Annotated in this window: 13 protein-coding genes; 8 read left to right on the top strand and 5 right to left on the bottom strand. The window is 31.0% G+C overall.

Annotated features, from left to right (window positions below; all coding sequences use genetic code 11):
* Nucleotides 1–32 precede the first annotated feature (32 nt).
* Together pyk and FBF06_RS01900 are read left to right on the top strand one after the other, a co-directional pair.
* A complete protein-coding gene (gene pyk, locus FBF06_RS01905) occupies nucleotides 33–1,475 on the top strand; it encodes a pyruvate kinase (protein ID WP_168977508.1) in 1,443 nt (480 codons plus the stop codon).
* Nucleotides 1,476–1,572: 97 nt separating this feature from the next.
* A complete protein-coding gene (locus tag FBF06_RS01900) occupies nucleotides 1,573–2,208 on the top strand; it encodes a hypothetical protein (RefSeq protein WP_002860276.1) in 636 nt (211 codons plus the stop codon).
* A gap of 30 nt (nucleotides 2,209–2,238) precedes the next feature.
* Here the strand turns inward: FBF06_RS01900 and pflB are convergent, their stop codons facing one another.
* Genes pflB through der form a run of 5 tightly spaced genes read right to left on the bottom strand, consistent with a single transcriptional unit; the run spans nucleotide 2,239 to nucleotide 8,779 of the window.
* Nucleotides 2,239–4,701, bottom strand: coding sequence for a motility protein PflB (gene pflB / locus FBF06_RS01895; RefSeq protein WP_002873349.1), 2,463 nt, complete (start codon nucleotides 4,699–4,701; stop codon nucleotides 2,239–2,241).
* Nucleotides 4,702–4,710: 9 nt separating this feature from the next.
* A complete protein-coding gene (serS, locus tag FBF06_RS01890; protein ID WP_002858681.1) occupies nucleotides 4,711–5,946 on the bottom strand; it encodes a serine--tRNA ligase in 1,236 nt (411 codons plus the stop codon).
* A gap of 10 nt (nucleotides 5,947–5,956) precedes the next feature.
* On the bottom strand, nucleotides 5,957–6,916 hold the full coding sequence (gene trpS / locus FBF06_RS01885) for a tryptophan--tRNA ligase (RefSeq protein WP_002860279.1): 960 nt from the start codon (nucleotides 6,914–6,916) through the stop codon (nucleotides 5,957–5,959).
* On the bottom strand, nucleotides 6,913–7,410 hold the full coding sequence (locus tag FBF06_RS01880) for a shikimate kinase (RefSeq protein WP_072227258.1): 498 nt from the start codon (nucleotides 7,408–7,410) through the stop codon (nucleotides 6,913–6,915). The genes trpS and FBF06_RS01880 overlap by 4 nt, the downstream gene beginning before the upstream one ends.
* Complete coding sequence (der, locus tag FBF06_RS01875; protein ID WP_002869749.1) at nucleotides 7,397–8,779, bottom strand: ribosome biogenesis GTPase Der; 1,383 nt, start codon at nucleotides 8,777–8,779, stop codon at nucleotides 7,397–7,399. The genes FBF06_RS01880 and der overlap by 14 nt, the downstream gene beginning before the upstream one ends.
* A 100-nt stretch (nucleotides 8,780–8,879) precedes the next feature.
* On the opposite strand from der, the gene FBF06_RS01870 reads away from it, so the two are divergent.
* Genes FBF06_RS01870 through FBF06_RS01845 form a run of 6 tightly spaced genes read left to right on the top strand, consistent with a single transcriptional unit; the run spans nucleotide 8,880 to nucleotide 13,101 of the window.
* A complete protein-coding gene (locus tag FBF06_RS01870) occupies nucleotides 8,880–9,812 on the top strand; it encodes a DMT family transporter (protein ID WP_002865582.1) in 933 nt (310 codons plus the stop codon).
* Nucleotides 9,809–10,624, top strand: coding sequence for a 3-deoxy-8-phosphooctulonate synthase (kdsA, locus tag FBF06_RS01865; protein ID WP_002854449.1), 816 nt, complete (start codon nucleotides 9,809–9,811; stop codon nucleotides 10,622–10,624). The genes FBF06_RS01870 and kdsA overlap by 4 nt, the downstream gene beginning before the upstream one ends.
* Nucleotides 10,621–11,085 carry a 6,7-dimethyl-8-ribityllumazine synthase gene (gene ribE, locus FBF06_RS01860; protein WP_002854278.1) on the top strand — a complete coding sequence of 155 codons (465 nt, stop codon included), beginning with the start codon at nucleotides 10,621–10,623 and terminating at the stop codon, nucleotides 11,083–11,085. The genes kdsA and ribE overlap by 4 nt, the downstream gene beginning before the upstream one ends.
* Complete coding sequence (gene nusB / locus FBF06_RS01855; protein ID WP_002824771.1) at nucleotides 11,085–11,483, top strand: transcription antitermination factor NusB; 399 nt, start codon at nucleotides 11,085–11,087, stop codon at nucleotides 11,481–11,483. Before ribE ends, nusB begins: the two co-directional genes overlap by 1 nt.
* Nucleotides 11,480–12,319 carry an orotidine-5'-phosphate decarboxylase gene (pyrF, locus tag FBF06_RS01850; protein WP_002854427.1) on the top strand — a complete coding sequence of 280 codons (840 nt, stop codon included), beginning with the start codon at nucleotides 11,480–11,482 and terminating at the stop codon, nucleotides 12,317–12,319. Before nusB ends, pyrF begins: the two co-directional genes overlap by 4 nt.
* The gene (locus tag FBF06_RS01845; protein WP_002824766.1) at nucleotides 12,316–13,101 is read left to right on the top strand and encodes a hypothetical protein; all 786 of its coding nucleotides are present in this window, start codon (nucleotides 12,316–12,318) and stop codon (nucleotides 13,099–13,101) included. The genes pyrF and FBF06_RS01845 overlap by 4 nt, the downstream gene beginning before the upstream one ends.
* Nucleotides 13,102–13,147 lie beyond the last annotated feature (46 nt).

Here is a 13,147-nt window from a genome sequence, read left to right as displayed (position 1 = left end):
TTTAGCTACAATAATTTCAAAAGGAGTTTACCATGCTTAAAAAAACAAAAATTGTAGCCACAGTAGGTCCAGCAAGTGAAAAGGAAGAAATTCTACGCCAAATGATTATCAATGGTGTAAATGTTTTCCGTTTAAACTTTTCTCATGGAACACATGAGTATCATAAAAAAAACTTAGATACCATAAGAAGAGTAGCTAAAGAATTGCATACTCGTATTGGAATTTTACAAGACATTAGTGGTCCTAAAATTCGTACAGGTGAACTTAAAGAACCATTTGAATTAAAAAAGGGTGATAAACTTGATTTTTATCGTGAAACAATTTTAGGGGAGAAGATTGCTCAAAATCATTATAAAATCAGTATTAATCAAAAATCTATTTTAGATATGTTAAAAATTGATGAATATATTTATCTATATGATGGATCAATTCGTGCTAAAGTAGAAAACATAGATGATCAAAAAATTGAAACCATTATAGAAAATGATGGTTTTTTAAACTCAAATAAAGGTATTAATTTTCCGAATACTAAAATCAATATTGATGTTATTACACAAAAAGATAAAAATGATTTACTTTGGGGTATAAAAAATGAAGTAGATTTTTTAGCAATATCTTTCGTACAAAATGCGCACGATATTGATGAAGTTCGTGAAATTTTAGCACAAAATAACGCAAAAATATCTATTTTTGCAAAAATTGAAAAATTTGATGCAGTAGAAAATATTGATGAGATTATTAAATCTAGCGATGGTATAATGGTTGCAAGAGGAGACTTAGGTATTGAGGTACCTTATTATAAAGTTCCTAATATCCAAAAAGAAATCATACAAAAAGCAAACAATGCCTCTAAGCCTGTTATTACTGCGACTCAGATGCTTTTTTCATTAGCCAAAAGCAAAACCGCCACAAGAGCTGAAATTTCAGATATTGCAAATGCTGTTTTAGATGGAACAGATGCAGTAATGCTAAGTGAAGAAAGTGCCGTTGGTATAGATCCTGCAAACGCTGTTGATATAATGTGCCAAACTATAATAGAAACAGAAAAACGCTATCCATATAACAAATTTAATGATTTTAATGATTTAGACAATACAGATAAAATCATGCGTTCTTCAGCTCATCTTGCAACAGATCTTAACGCTGATGCTATTTTTTCTTTAACAAGTAGCGGAAAATCTGCTATTAAGATTGCGAGATATCGTCCAAATATAGAAATCATAGCAGTAGGGCATTCTGACAAAACCTTAAACTCTTTAAGTATAGTTTGGGGAGTTAATCCTGCGATCTTGGTTAACAAAAGTAATGAACTTACAGAATTATTAAAAGACTCTGTAAGATCAAGTGTTGAAAAAGGTTTTATGGATGAAGATAAATGCTATCTTCTAACTGCAGGCTTTCCAACAGGAGTAGAAGGTACTAGCAATCTTATCCGCATTCTCAATAAAGAGCAAATTGCTTATTATCTACAATAAAACATTAAATTCCTTTGAAAATAAGGAATTTAATGTCCTTATAAATTTTTTAAGTCAAAAGTCGATATAAATTAAAGCCTCACACAAAGGAGCAAATATGCAAGTGAATACTTTTTCAAATATCGCTAGCATGGCACAAACACAAGTTAGCAATAAGAAGGCAGATGATGCTAAGGAAAACACAAAAGACAAAAATGTTCAAAGTGCTAATTCTAGCAAGGATGTAGATAAAAATACCCTTGAAAAATTAAATGCACTTGGTGGAAAAGGCATTACACAAATTTACCTAGTTCAGTTTCAACAGCAAACAATGAATGCTGTAATAGGTTCGAGCAATGCCCAAACTGGACTAGATAGTCTTTTAAATGGTGCCAATTTAGATACTGCGAAATCTATACTTACAAATATTGATTTTGCATCCTTAGGCTACAGTGGCAAAAATCCACTTGATATGAATACAGATGAACTTCAACAACTTGTAAGTGAAGATGGTTTTTTTGGAGTGGAAAATACAGCCAATCGCATCGCGGATTTTGTTATTAAAGGCGGTGGCGATGATGTTGAAAAATTAAAAAAAGGTCTTGAAGGTATGAAAAAAGGATTTGAGCAAGCAGAAAAAATGTGGGGTGGAGAACTTCCTCAAATCAGTCAAGATACAATAGATGCGGCACTTAAAAAAGTTAGCGATCGCATCGATGAACTAGGCGGAAAAACTCTAGATCTTCAAGCTTAACTAAAAATGCTTAGAAATTTCTAAGCATTTTTAGTTGTTATTAATATCAAAAGTAAAAAATTCACTCTTAAAATTATTAGGTAAAGTTTTATACTGAGATATCGCAGCTTCATAGTTCTTTACTTCTTGATACAACATACCAAGAGCTGCTTTACTCTCTTTGTTATTTTTATCTGTAAGTTTAGAAAGCTGCAAAAGCGCTATAGCTGAATTTGGATTATTTGCACCTACGGCTGCTACGGCTGCTAAAAATAAAGTTTTAGTATCTTTAGCTCCATAATCATCAATCAAAGAATTATAAAGCGCATAAGCCTCCTCGTATTGCTGTGCAAAAATATCCAAATAAGCTAAAGTTTGTAAAATACCCTCATCTTTTGCTCCTGAAACATTAATCAACTCTTTAAATTTCTGTCTTTCTAAATTTAAAAGCCCTGCAATATGCATTAAATTAACATAAAATTCCCTAGCTATATTTGGCCCACCAAAAACACTACGATAATCAAGTTTTAAATTTTTAAAATGAATTTGAGCATTTTGAGCATATTCTTTAATATTTAAATTTGAATTTAAAGAATTAAAATACAAAATATTTGCCAAAATATCTTCAGGCAACTCTGAACGCAATTTAGCAATTTTCACATCTACTTGATTATTAAGGTTATTATTTTTAGCAACAATAGCTTCAAAAATCAAACTCAAAGGCGTATCTTTTTTTGTTTCATCTAAATAAGGAAGCATAGAAATATAATTATTATTAACTAAAAATAACATACTTTTTTGCATATTAGCTTTAAAATTAGAATCAGCAGCTATATTATCAAGAATTTCATTGTAAAGTTTAGTTGTATCAATATCAATTAATTTTGCACAAAACATAGCAAAAGCACCTGCTAAGTAATTTTTAGGATTAAGATGATATGAACTTGAAAAATGCTTATAAGCAAGTTCATAATTTTGCATTTGGGCATAAGTTAAAGCCAAATTATAATGTAAAATACTATGTTCTGGATAATCCTTGATAAGTTTTTGAAATTCTTGGTTAGCAAGGCGTAACTTCTGATTTAATGCATAGTTAATAATATTGGCAATTTTTACATTGGTAGATGAAAGAGCCTTGCTTATATTAAGATAAATTCCCACATCAGTACTATCATCAACGAAATCTGTAACATTAGCTTTTTTAATATATAAAGCAGCCTGCTTACTATCAAAAACCTGATAAGGTGCAAAATAAAAAAGCAAATCGAATTGATCTTTTTGTTTTTTTAGCAAATCTTTTGAAAAAGAATTTTGAGCAACTGCTATATTAAAAAGATCCTTATTTAAACGAACTTGAATTTTATAAGTATCTAAAATCTTATATCTATCTTTATCGTTATCATAAGAATTTTGCAAGCGCGCTAACATATCTTGATAATTTCCTGTTTTAATATCAACCAATGTTAAAGCCGCCAAACTCTGATTAAAATCTCTTTCAATTTTCATCGCTGTACTTAAAGCGACTTTAGCTTTAGCATATTCTCCTATTCTAGCGTATAAAAGACCTAAAGATAAACTAGATTCAAAATTGCCTTGAGAATTTAATTGCTGTATAGCCTTGGAATCAAAGTCCATTTTTGCATAAATTTTAGCAGACAAATACTTTGCAACATCAGAATACGGCTCCACATCTGTTCTTTGTAACATTTGTAAGGCCTCAGGGTAATATCCTTTGTAATAATTAATCAAGCTTAAATAATAATCATATAATTTTGATTTTCCTTCTTTTGGAAGATACACTTGAGCTAAATCAATATAATATCTAAATTTTTCCTTATCATTAAGCTTTAAAGCACAAACAGCAGCATTGATAGCAGCTACACTTTGATTTTCTCCATTGGCTATAGCTTTCTTGAAGCTTTCAAAAGCTTCTTGGAATTTATTCTCATTCATTTGAGAAACGCCTAAATTATAATTAGATAAAGATTCGTTATATACGGCAACTTGCTCATAAACTTTTAAAGCCTGTTCAACCTCACCCTTTAAATATAAAGCATTTGCTTTTTGGATCATACCATCAATTCTTTGCATATCATTGTATTTATATGATTCATCAGGCATAACAACAGGTTGTTCTAAAGGCTTAGAAGCTATAATATCTGGTTTAATTTTTCCTTCACTAAAAGTTAAATAAAAAAGTGTAAAAACTAAAATACAAATAATCCCCAAAGATAAACCCACAAGAGACATAAACTTACGATCTTTATACCAAGGCGTAGGCTCTTGACTTTCAACTTCTTCAAAAGTTGATACATCTTCAGGCGCACTTTCTCTTGTAAATTTAAAACCACTATCACTATTTTCTTGAGGTAATTCTTCTGGCAATGATGCAAATTCTTCATCTTCTGGAGCTTGCCCCTCTTGCCCCTTAAATCCCTCTAAACTCTCATCAAGTCTTGGTTGATTTAAGCCATCTTCGGGTTTTTCTAGTATTATATCTTCTTGTTCAGCCATCTATACTCTTTAAAAATATTTTTTCAAAACATCAGGAATATGAATTTTTCCTTCTTTATCTTGATAATTTTCCATAATCGCTACCAAGGTTCTTCCTACTGCCAAAGATGAGCCATTAAGAGTGTGGACGAGTTCATTTTTTCCTTGTTCGTTTTTATAGCGAATTTTAGCGCGTCTTGCTTGAAAATCACGACAATTTGAAACCGAGCTGATCTCACGATATTTATTTTGTCCTGGAAGCCACACTTCAAGATCTACAGTTTTTGCTGCACTAAAACCCAAATCTCCAGTGCAAAGCATCAAATGTCTATGCGCTAAACCTAAAGAACTCAGCAAATCACTTGCACACTCAAGCATTTCATTAAACACACTATCACTTTGCTCAGGTTTAGTGATACTTACAAGCTCTACTTTTTCAAACTGGTGTTGTCTTATAATACCCCTTGTATCACGCCCTGCACTGCCTGCTTCTTTTCTAAAACAAGCACTATAACAAGTCATTTTTATCGGTAAAGTTTCACTCGCTAAAATTTCTCCGCTGTAAAGATTGGTTACTGGAATTTCAGAAGTTGAGATCAAATACAAATCCTCATCATCTACCTTATACATATCTTCTTTAAATTTTGGCAACTGACCCGTCCCAAACATAGTAGCACCATTTACCAAAAAAGGTACATTAACAAATTCAAATCCACGACTTCTATTAAAATCTATCATATAATTTACCAAAGCACGGCTTAATAAAGCTCCTTCATTTTTAAGCACACAAAAACGACTTTGTGAAATTTTTACCCCACGCATAAAATCAAGCCAATTTAAACTCTCGCCTAATTCAAAATGTTCTTTTGGAGTAAAATCAAAGCTAGGTGGATTTAAAACTTTTTTAAGCTCCACATTTTCATTTTCATCTTCACCCACAGGCACACATTCATCAGGGATATTTGGGATGGCATGAGCGATTTCCTCAAGCTCATTTTCTAAAGCATTTACTTTAGCGCTTTGCTCATTAATTTTGCTTTTATTTTCGCTTAATTTTGCTTTTAAACTTTCTTTATCTTCGGCTGTAGCAAGCTCTTTACTGAATTTATTTTGAAAAGCTTGAAATTCTTCCAAGGCTATTTTTTCTTTTTTTAAACTTGCAAAAAGTTCAGCAAGTTTTTTTAAGATATTTTCATCAACTTTTTTATTTTTTAACTTTTTAGCCACTTCATCAAAATTATTTTGCAAATTTTTTAAATCTAGCATTTTCTACTCCTTAAAGTCCGATTTTTTCATAAATTTTTTGCATTTTTTCTTGGGCGATTTTTCTTGCTTTTGTCGCACCAAAATCCAAAATTTCTTTCAAATGCGAAGGCTTTTCTAAAAGCTCATTATATTTTTCTCTTGCTTCTTTAAAATAAGCATTTACAAGCTCGTTTAAATATATTTTAAAATGTCCATAACCCTCACCACCTTTTTCATAGCGTATTTGTAATTCTTTTTGCCCTGATTCATCTAAAAAAAGCTTTGCGATTTTAAAAATATTGCAGTTTTCATGATCTTTTGGATCTTCTAAAGCGGTACTATCTGTAACTATGGAAGAAATTTGTTTTTTTAAGGTTTTTTCACTGCTAAAAATATCTATAGTATTTTGATAAGATTTACTCATTTTTGCTCCATCAGTACCCACAACCACAGCTACTTCTTCATTAACTCTCGCTTCTGGAAGGGTAAAAATTTCACCCCATTCATTATTAATTTTTAAAGCAATATCGCGTGCGATTTCAACATGCTGGATTTGATCTTTTCCTACAGGGACAATTCGTGTATCAAAAAGTAAAATATCTGCCGCCATTAAAACAGGATAAGAAAAAAGCCCATGTGAAGCACTAAGTCCCTTAGCAACTTTATCCTTGTAACTATGTGCACGCTCTAATAAACCCATAGGAGTAAATTGCGATAAAATCCAATAAAGCTCCATAACTTCCTTAACATCACTTTGCAACCAAAAAACGCTTTTTTGAGGATCTATACCAAGGCTTAAAAAAGCCGCAGCAGCTTTTAAGGAATTTTGTTTAAGTTTTTCTCCATCTTGAGAAGAAGTCATGGCATGATAATTAGCAATAAACATAAACATTTGGCTTTTTTCTTGTGCATCTACCATTTGCTTAATCGCACCAAAATAATTACCTATATGCAAATCGCCACTTGGCTGAAGGCCTGTTAATACTCTCATTTTATCACCTTTTTAATCTCGCTTAAAAGCTCATCTATATTTTTATTTTCTATATTTAAAATAAAATTTGCCTTTTGTTCATACTTGCTTAAACGCTCATTATATAATTTTTTTGCTTTAATTTCATCATAAAATAAAGGTCTTTTAGAAATTTCATCTTTGTCTAAACGCTTTTTTAAATATTCAAAATCTGCTTTTAAATAAATACAAAAACCTGCTTTTTCTAAATTTGAAACATTAACAAAACCCCCACCTGTAGCAATACAAGTTTTCTCACAAGAACTGAAAAAATCAGCCATTTTTTGCTCTTGTTCTCTAAAAAAATTTTCCCCTTTTTGTTCAAAAATTTCACTGACTTTTTGATTAAATTTTTGTTCTATTAAAAAATCACTATCTAAAAAAACAAGATCTAAATCCTTAGCTAAAGCTCTTGCTAAAGTGCTTTTTCCAGAACCCATAAATCCTATAAAAACGATATTTTTAGCTTTCATCATTTTCTTTACTGCCCTTTTTACGCGAAGCAATCACTAAAGGCACACCTTCAAAATTAAATTCTTTTCTGATTTGATTTTGTAAATAACGCTTATAGCTAAAATGCAAGGCCTTAGGACGATTCATAATAAGTGCAATTTTTGGCGGTGCTAAGTCATATTGTACTGCATAATAAATTTTAACCAATTTCCCATAATCATGCGGCAAAGGATGTGCTCTTGTGGCATTTTCTATCAAGATATTAAGCTTAGAAGTTTGGATTTTTTGAGTGAAATTTTCAAAAATTTGCAAAATTTTATCGAGTAAAACATGCACCCTTTTTCCACTTAAAGCTGATACGCTAATCACGGGTGCGTAAGCTAGAAATTTAAAACGATCAAGACGCAATTCTTTTACAGTCTTATCAAAATCCATCTCACTTTTATCCCATTTATTTAAAACAATAATCACACCCAAATAATGCTTAGCCACAAGCCCAGCAATGCGTTCATCAAGCTCGTTAAAGCCCTCATGCGCATCTAAAACCAAAAGTGCTATTTGAGAATGAGATAAAATTTTTTCCGTGCGATTTAGGGCAAAGCGTTCGAGTCCTTGAATTTTACCCCTTTTTCTAATACCTGCAGTATCAACAAATTCTATCACTTTATCTTTATGAACTACACTTTCATTAACAGGATCTATAGTAGTTCCTGCAATAGAACTTACAACACTGCGTTCTTGTTTAACCAAAGCATTTAAAAGACTTGATTTTCCAACATTTACACGCCCTACAATACCCACTCTGATATGATTTTGATCGACTTCTTTAAATTGAAATTCTTTTCCTTCTTCATAATACTCTAAAAAATCTTCTAAATTTTCTTCTTCATCGGGGATTAAAAACTCTTCATGTAAAAATTTTTCAAGCCATTCATAAAGTTCATCTAAGCCTACATTATGGGTTACTGAAAGATTAAAGATTTCCTTTATACCAAAATTTGCAAACTCCCAAGCCCTTTCTTCATCTTTTTTATTATCTACTTTATTAATCACTAAGGCTATAGGTTTTCCAAGTTTTTTTAAAGAATAAAAAAATTGTCTATCCTCATCATCAGGCGCTAATTTCCCATCAACTAGATAAAGTATGATATCGCTTTCTTTGGCTACTTTTAAAGTGTTTTTTTTCACATTTTTAAAAAGTTCATCACTTTCATCAAGCCCTCCACTATCAATAAGCATGGCTTTTTTTGAATGAATATGAATTTGCGTTTTATTTGTATCTCTAGTTGTACCTGAAATATCACTTGTAATAGCTATTCTTTGTCTTGCCATTCTATTAAAAAGGCTTGATTTACCAACATTTGGCTTGCCTATAAGTATGATGCTTTGCATTTTTTTCCTAGAAAATTATATTTTTAAAATTATATAAAATTTGGCTTAATATTAAGCAAAAAAAGACTAGAATTAACCCAGATTTTAGTCAAGGAAAAAAATGCTAAAAGTAATCAAGCATAATTTAGGAATTTATTTCATGATTTTAGCATGTTTGGATTTTGCACTTATGGGAGCTTGTGCAAAAATTCTTAGCAAGGAAATGAGTTCTATAGAAATTATGTTTTTTAGAAATATCATAGGAATTTTTTTCATAGTCTATCTTTTAAAACGATCTAAGGCGCATAAAGAAGGGGGATATTTTTGGCTCTTGGTATTTCGTGGAGTAGTAGGCACGCTTTCACTATATATGTTTTTCTATAATGTTTCAAATATTACACTAGGTGGAGCTTTTGCTTTTCAAAAAACTGCTCCTATTTTTATTACTTTAATAGCTTTTGTTGTTTTTAAAGAAAATATTGGCATCAAAGGCTGGATAGGAATTTTAATAGCATTTGGTGGAGTGCTTTTAATCGCTCAGCCTTGGGCTCATAATTTAAATCATTCAGGCTTTGATTTAAAAAATTCAGTTATAGGTATCACGAGTGGATTTTTAGCCGCTTTAGCTCTTACAAGTGTAAGAGAACTTAGAAAATCTTACACTACAGAACAAATTGCCTTTTCTTTTATCCTTTTAGGAACCTTAATGCCTTTAATTTCTATGATCAGTGCTGAATTTTTTGAACCACAGCATCTTGATTCTTTACATTTAGATTTCATTCTAGCACCTTTTGTGATGCCAAGTCTTACAGCTTGGCTTATCATTGCCATTATGGGAACTTTAGGCACCATTTATCAAATTCATGTCACTAAAGCTTATGGTATCGCTAAACAAGCAGGAGTGGTTGCCGGAGTTAGTTATCTTGATGTAGTATTTAGTATGATAGTTGGGATAATTTTGGGAGATAATTTACCAAGTACTATGGTTTTTTTAGGTATAATAGGCATTATTTTTGGTGGATTAATTTTAGTTAAGAACAAAGGAAAAAAATGAAAAAAATGATACTCATTGCTGGTCCTTGCGTGATAGAAAGCAAAGATTTGATTTTTAAAGTTGCTGAACAGTTAAAAAATTTTAATGAAAATCCAAATATAGAATTTTATTTCAAATCAAGTTTTGATAAGGCCAATCGCACAAGTATTAATTCTTTTCGAGGTCCTGGTCTTGAAGAAGGATTAAAAATTTTACAAAGCGTAAAAGATGAATTTGGTATGAAAATCTTAACCGATATACACGAAAGCAATCAAGCAAACCCTGTAAGTGAAGTAGCTGATGTCTTGCAAATTCCTGCTTTTTTATGTCGTCAAACCGATTTACTTGTAGCCGCAGCAAAAACTAAGGCAAAAGTTAATATCAAAAAAGGACAATTTTTAAACCCAAGCGATATCAAATACAGCGTTAAAAAAGTTCTACAAACCCGTGGTATAGAAGATGAAGGCTATGAAGCTGCTCAAAAAAATGGTGTTTTTGTAGCTGAAAGAGGAGCTAGCTTTGGCTATGGAAATTTAGTAGTAGATATGCGTTCTTTAGTTATCATGCGTGAATTTGCTCCAGTTATTTTTGATGCTACCCATAGCGTACAAATGCCAGGGGCTGCAGGTGGAAGTAGCGGAGGGAAAAGCGAATTTGTAGAACCTTTAGCAAGAGCGGCAGCAGCCGTAGGCATAGATGGCTTTTTCTTTGAAACACATATTAATCCTTGCGAGGCTTTATGCGATGGACCCAATATGCTTAATCTTACACGCCTTAAAAATTGCGTTAATACATTACTAGAAATACAAAATATCATAAAGGAAAACAAATGAATATTATTGAAGGAAAATTAAATTTAGACTCAAATACAAAAATTGCTATCATTAATGCAAGATTTAATCATATCATCACAGATCGCCTTGTAGAAGGAGCAAAAGATGCTTTTTTAAGACACGGAGGCAAAGAGGAAAATCTAAGCCTTATACTTGTTCCTGGTGCTTTTGAACTTCCGTATGCGTTAAAAAAAGCTATAGAAAGCAAAAAATTTGATGCAATTTGTTGCGTAGGTGCAGTAATTCGTGGCTCAACTCCGCATTTTGACTATGTTTCAGCAGAAACCACCAAAGGCATAGCCAATGTGAGTTTAAATCATAATATCCCTGTAAGCTTTGGTGTTTTAACTACAGATACAATAGAACAAGCCATAGAAAGAGCTGGAAGCAAAGCAGGCAATAAAGGCTTTGAAGCTATGACAACTGTAATCGAGATGTTAAATTTAAGCAAGGAGCTTTAATGGCAACGCGTCATCAAGTTCGCCAAAGCGTCATCTCCTTACTTTATGCTTTTGAATTAAATTCTCAAAACAACGTTTTTGTAGATGAAATTTTAGATGAAAAAAAAATACGCAATGAACAAAAAAATTTTACTTTAAATTTATATAATGGAATTTTAGATAATTTAAACAATATTGATGAAACCTTAAATTCATTTCTAAATGATAATCAAATTACAGCTTTAGGACATGTAGAAAGAGCTATACTAAGACTTGGAGCTTATGAGTTACTTTTTACCGATACTCCTAGCGCCATTGTCATCAATGAGGCTATAGAACTTGCTAAAGAACTTGCTAATGACAATTCTCCAAAATTTATAAATGGAGTTTTAGATGCCTTAATAAAGGCTAAAAAATGAAGCTTTGTGTCGCACTTGATCTTTCTACAAAAGAAGAATGCTTGCAACTTGCCAAAGAATTAAAAAATTTAGACATATGGTTAAAAGTAGGTTTAAGAGCATATTTAAGAGATGGTTTTAAATTCATAGAAGAACTTAAAAAAGTTGATGATTTTAAAATATTTCTTGATCTTAAAATTCATGATATTCCCAACACTATGGCAGATGCTTGCGAAGAAGTATCAAAACTTGGTGTTGATATGATCAATATCCACGCAAGTGCTGGAAAAATAGCCATACAAGAAGTTATGACACGGCTTAGCAAATTTTCAAAAAGACCTTTAGTTTTAGCAGTTTCTGCTCTTACGAGTTTTGATGAAGAAAATTTCTTTAGTATTTATAGACAAAAAATTGAAGAAGCTGTAATTAATTTTTCAAAAATATCCTATGAAAATGGACTTGATGGTATGGTATGCTCTGTTTTTGAAAGCAAAAAAATTAAAGAGCACACAAGTTCAAATTTCTTAACCCTTACTCCTGGAATTCGTCCTTTTGGAGAAACAAGTGATGATCAAAAACGTGTTGCTAATCTTGCAATGGCTAGAGAAAATTTGAGTGATTATATCGTTGTGGGAAGGCCTATATATAAAAATGAAAATCCTAGGGCTGTATGTGAAAAAATTTTAAACAAAATACACAGAAAAAATATAAGCGAAAACGATATAGAGCAAAATTATGAAGCAATTCAGCAAAAAGAATGGGATATGTGTAATCACTTTGAAGAATGGATTAAAACTCAGCCTGATAAAGAACATGCTTTAAAAGAATTTTATGCTAAGTGTGGGATAAAATATTGAATTATCAACAATTAGAATGCGATTACTTTAATCTTTACAATCAGTTTCTTAGCGTGGATTTTCAAATTTCATTATTTGAAAAAGATCATAAAGGTTTAATTAAAGATTTTATATTTTTTTATTATCAAATTTTAAAACAAAAAGACTTGAGCTACTTGCTTGAGGTAAGAAATAAAATTTCCCTGAAAGTTTATAATTATATGCAAGAGCACTCCACTTCTCCAAAAGATTTAAGTCTTATTTGTCTAAGAGAAAATAAACATATTGAATTTTTTCAAATATTTTACAAGGCTCTCGCTTATTTTGTAGCCTTTAGAAAAAAACTTGATGGAGAACAAAAAATTAAAAATTTGATTTCAAATATCAATGACTGTTTTGGCTATCATTTCTTGAATTCTGACTTTAACAATCTTCAAAATTTTCAAAAAAGCGATTTGTTCACCTTACCTGAAAAACATCTTAAATATTTTCACTTCGCCATGATTCATCTTTGTTTCATGGTTTTAAATCCTTTAAATTTTAAAGACTCTAATCGGCATCTTGATAAAGCGATTAATTATCTTGTCGATGGAACTTTTGAAATTTATGAGCTCATCTTTAAAGAATATTTTTTATTGTTTTCAAAAGATAAAGAGCTCAAGGATGAACTTAGAAAATTAAAAAAATTAGAATTTAAAATTCTAATGCAAGAAACTTCAAAAATTAAACTACTTAATCACTATAAAGAATTTTGCGAAGAAATATTCTACAATATAGAACTTGAAAAAATCACACAAAATTAATCCTGTATTAACATTGTTATAGTTTAATAATAAAAATTTTTAACAA

The organism is Campylobacter sp. CFSAN093227 (assembly GCF_012897855.1).
Lineage (GTDB): Bacteria > Campylobacterota > Campylobacteria > Campylobacterales > Campylobacteraceae > Campylobacter_D > Campylobacter_D jejuni.
This window is presented reverse-complemented; position numbering and strand designations above follow the sequence as displayed.

Coding starts and splice junctions, on each gene's coding strand:
- pyk (WP_168977508.1), top strand. CDS start 33: ATGCTTAAAAAAACAAAAATTGTAGCCACAGTAGGTCCAGCAAGTGAA.
- FBF06_RS01900 (WP_002860276.1), top strand. CDS start 1,573: ATGCAAGTGAATACTTTTTCAAATATCGCTAGCATGGCACAAACACAA.
- pflB (WP_002873349.1), bottom strand. CDS start 4,701: ATGGCTGAACAAGAAGATATAATACTAGAAAAACCCGAAGATGGCTTA.
- serS (WP_002858681.1), bottom strand. CDS start 5,946: ATGCTAGATTTAAAAAATTTGCAAAATAATTTTGATGAAGTGGCTAAA.
- trpS (WP_002860279.1), bottom strand. CDS start 6,916: ATGAGAGTATTAACAGGCCTTCAGCCAAGTGGCGATTTGCATATAGGT.
- FBF06_RS01880 (WP_072227258.1), bottom strand. CDS start 7,410: ATGATGAAAGCTAAAAATATCGTTTTTATAGGATTTATGGGTTCTGGA.
- der (WP_002869749.1), bottom strand. CDS start 8,779: ATGCAAAGCATCATACTTATAGGCAAGCCAAATGTTGGTAAATCAAGC.
- FBF06_RS01870 (WP_002865582.1), top strand. CDS start 8,880: ATGCTAAAAGTAATCAAGCATAATTTAGGAATTTATTTCATGATTTTA.
- kdsA (WP_002854449.1), top strand. CDS start 9,809: ATGAAAAAAATGATACTCATTGCTGGTCCTTGCGTGATAGAAAGCAAA.
- ribE (WP_002854278.1), top strand. CDS start 10,621: ATGAATATTATTGAAGGAAAATTAAATTTAGACTCAAATACAAAAATT.
- nusB (WP_002824771.1), top strand. CDS start 11,085: ATGGCAACGCGTCATCAAGTTCGCCAAAGCGTCATCTCCTTACTTTAT.
- pyrF (WP_002854427.1), top strand. CDS start 11,480: ATGAAGCTTTGTGTCGCACTTGATCTTTCTACAAAAGAAGAATGCTTG.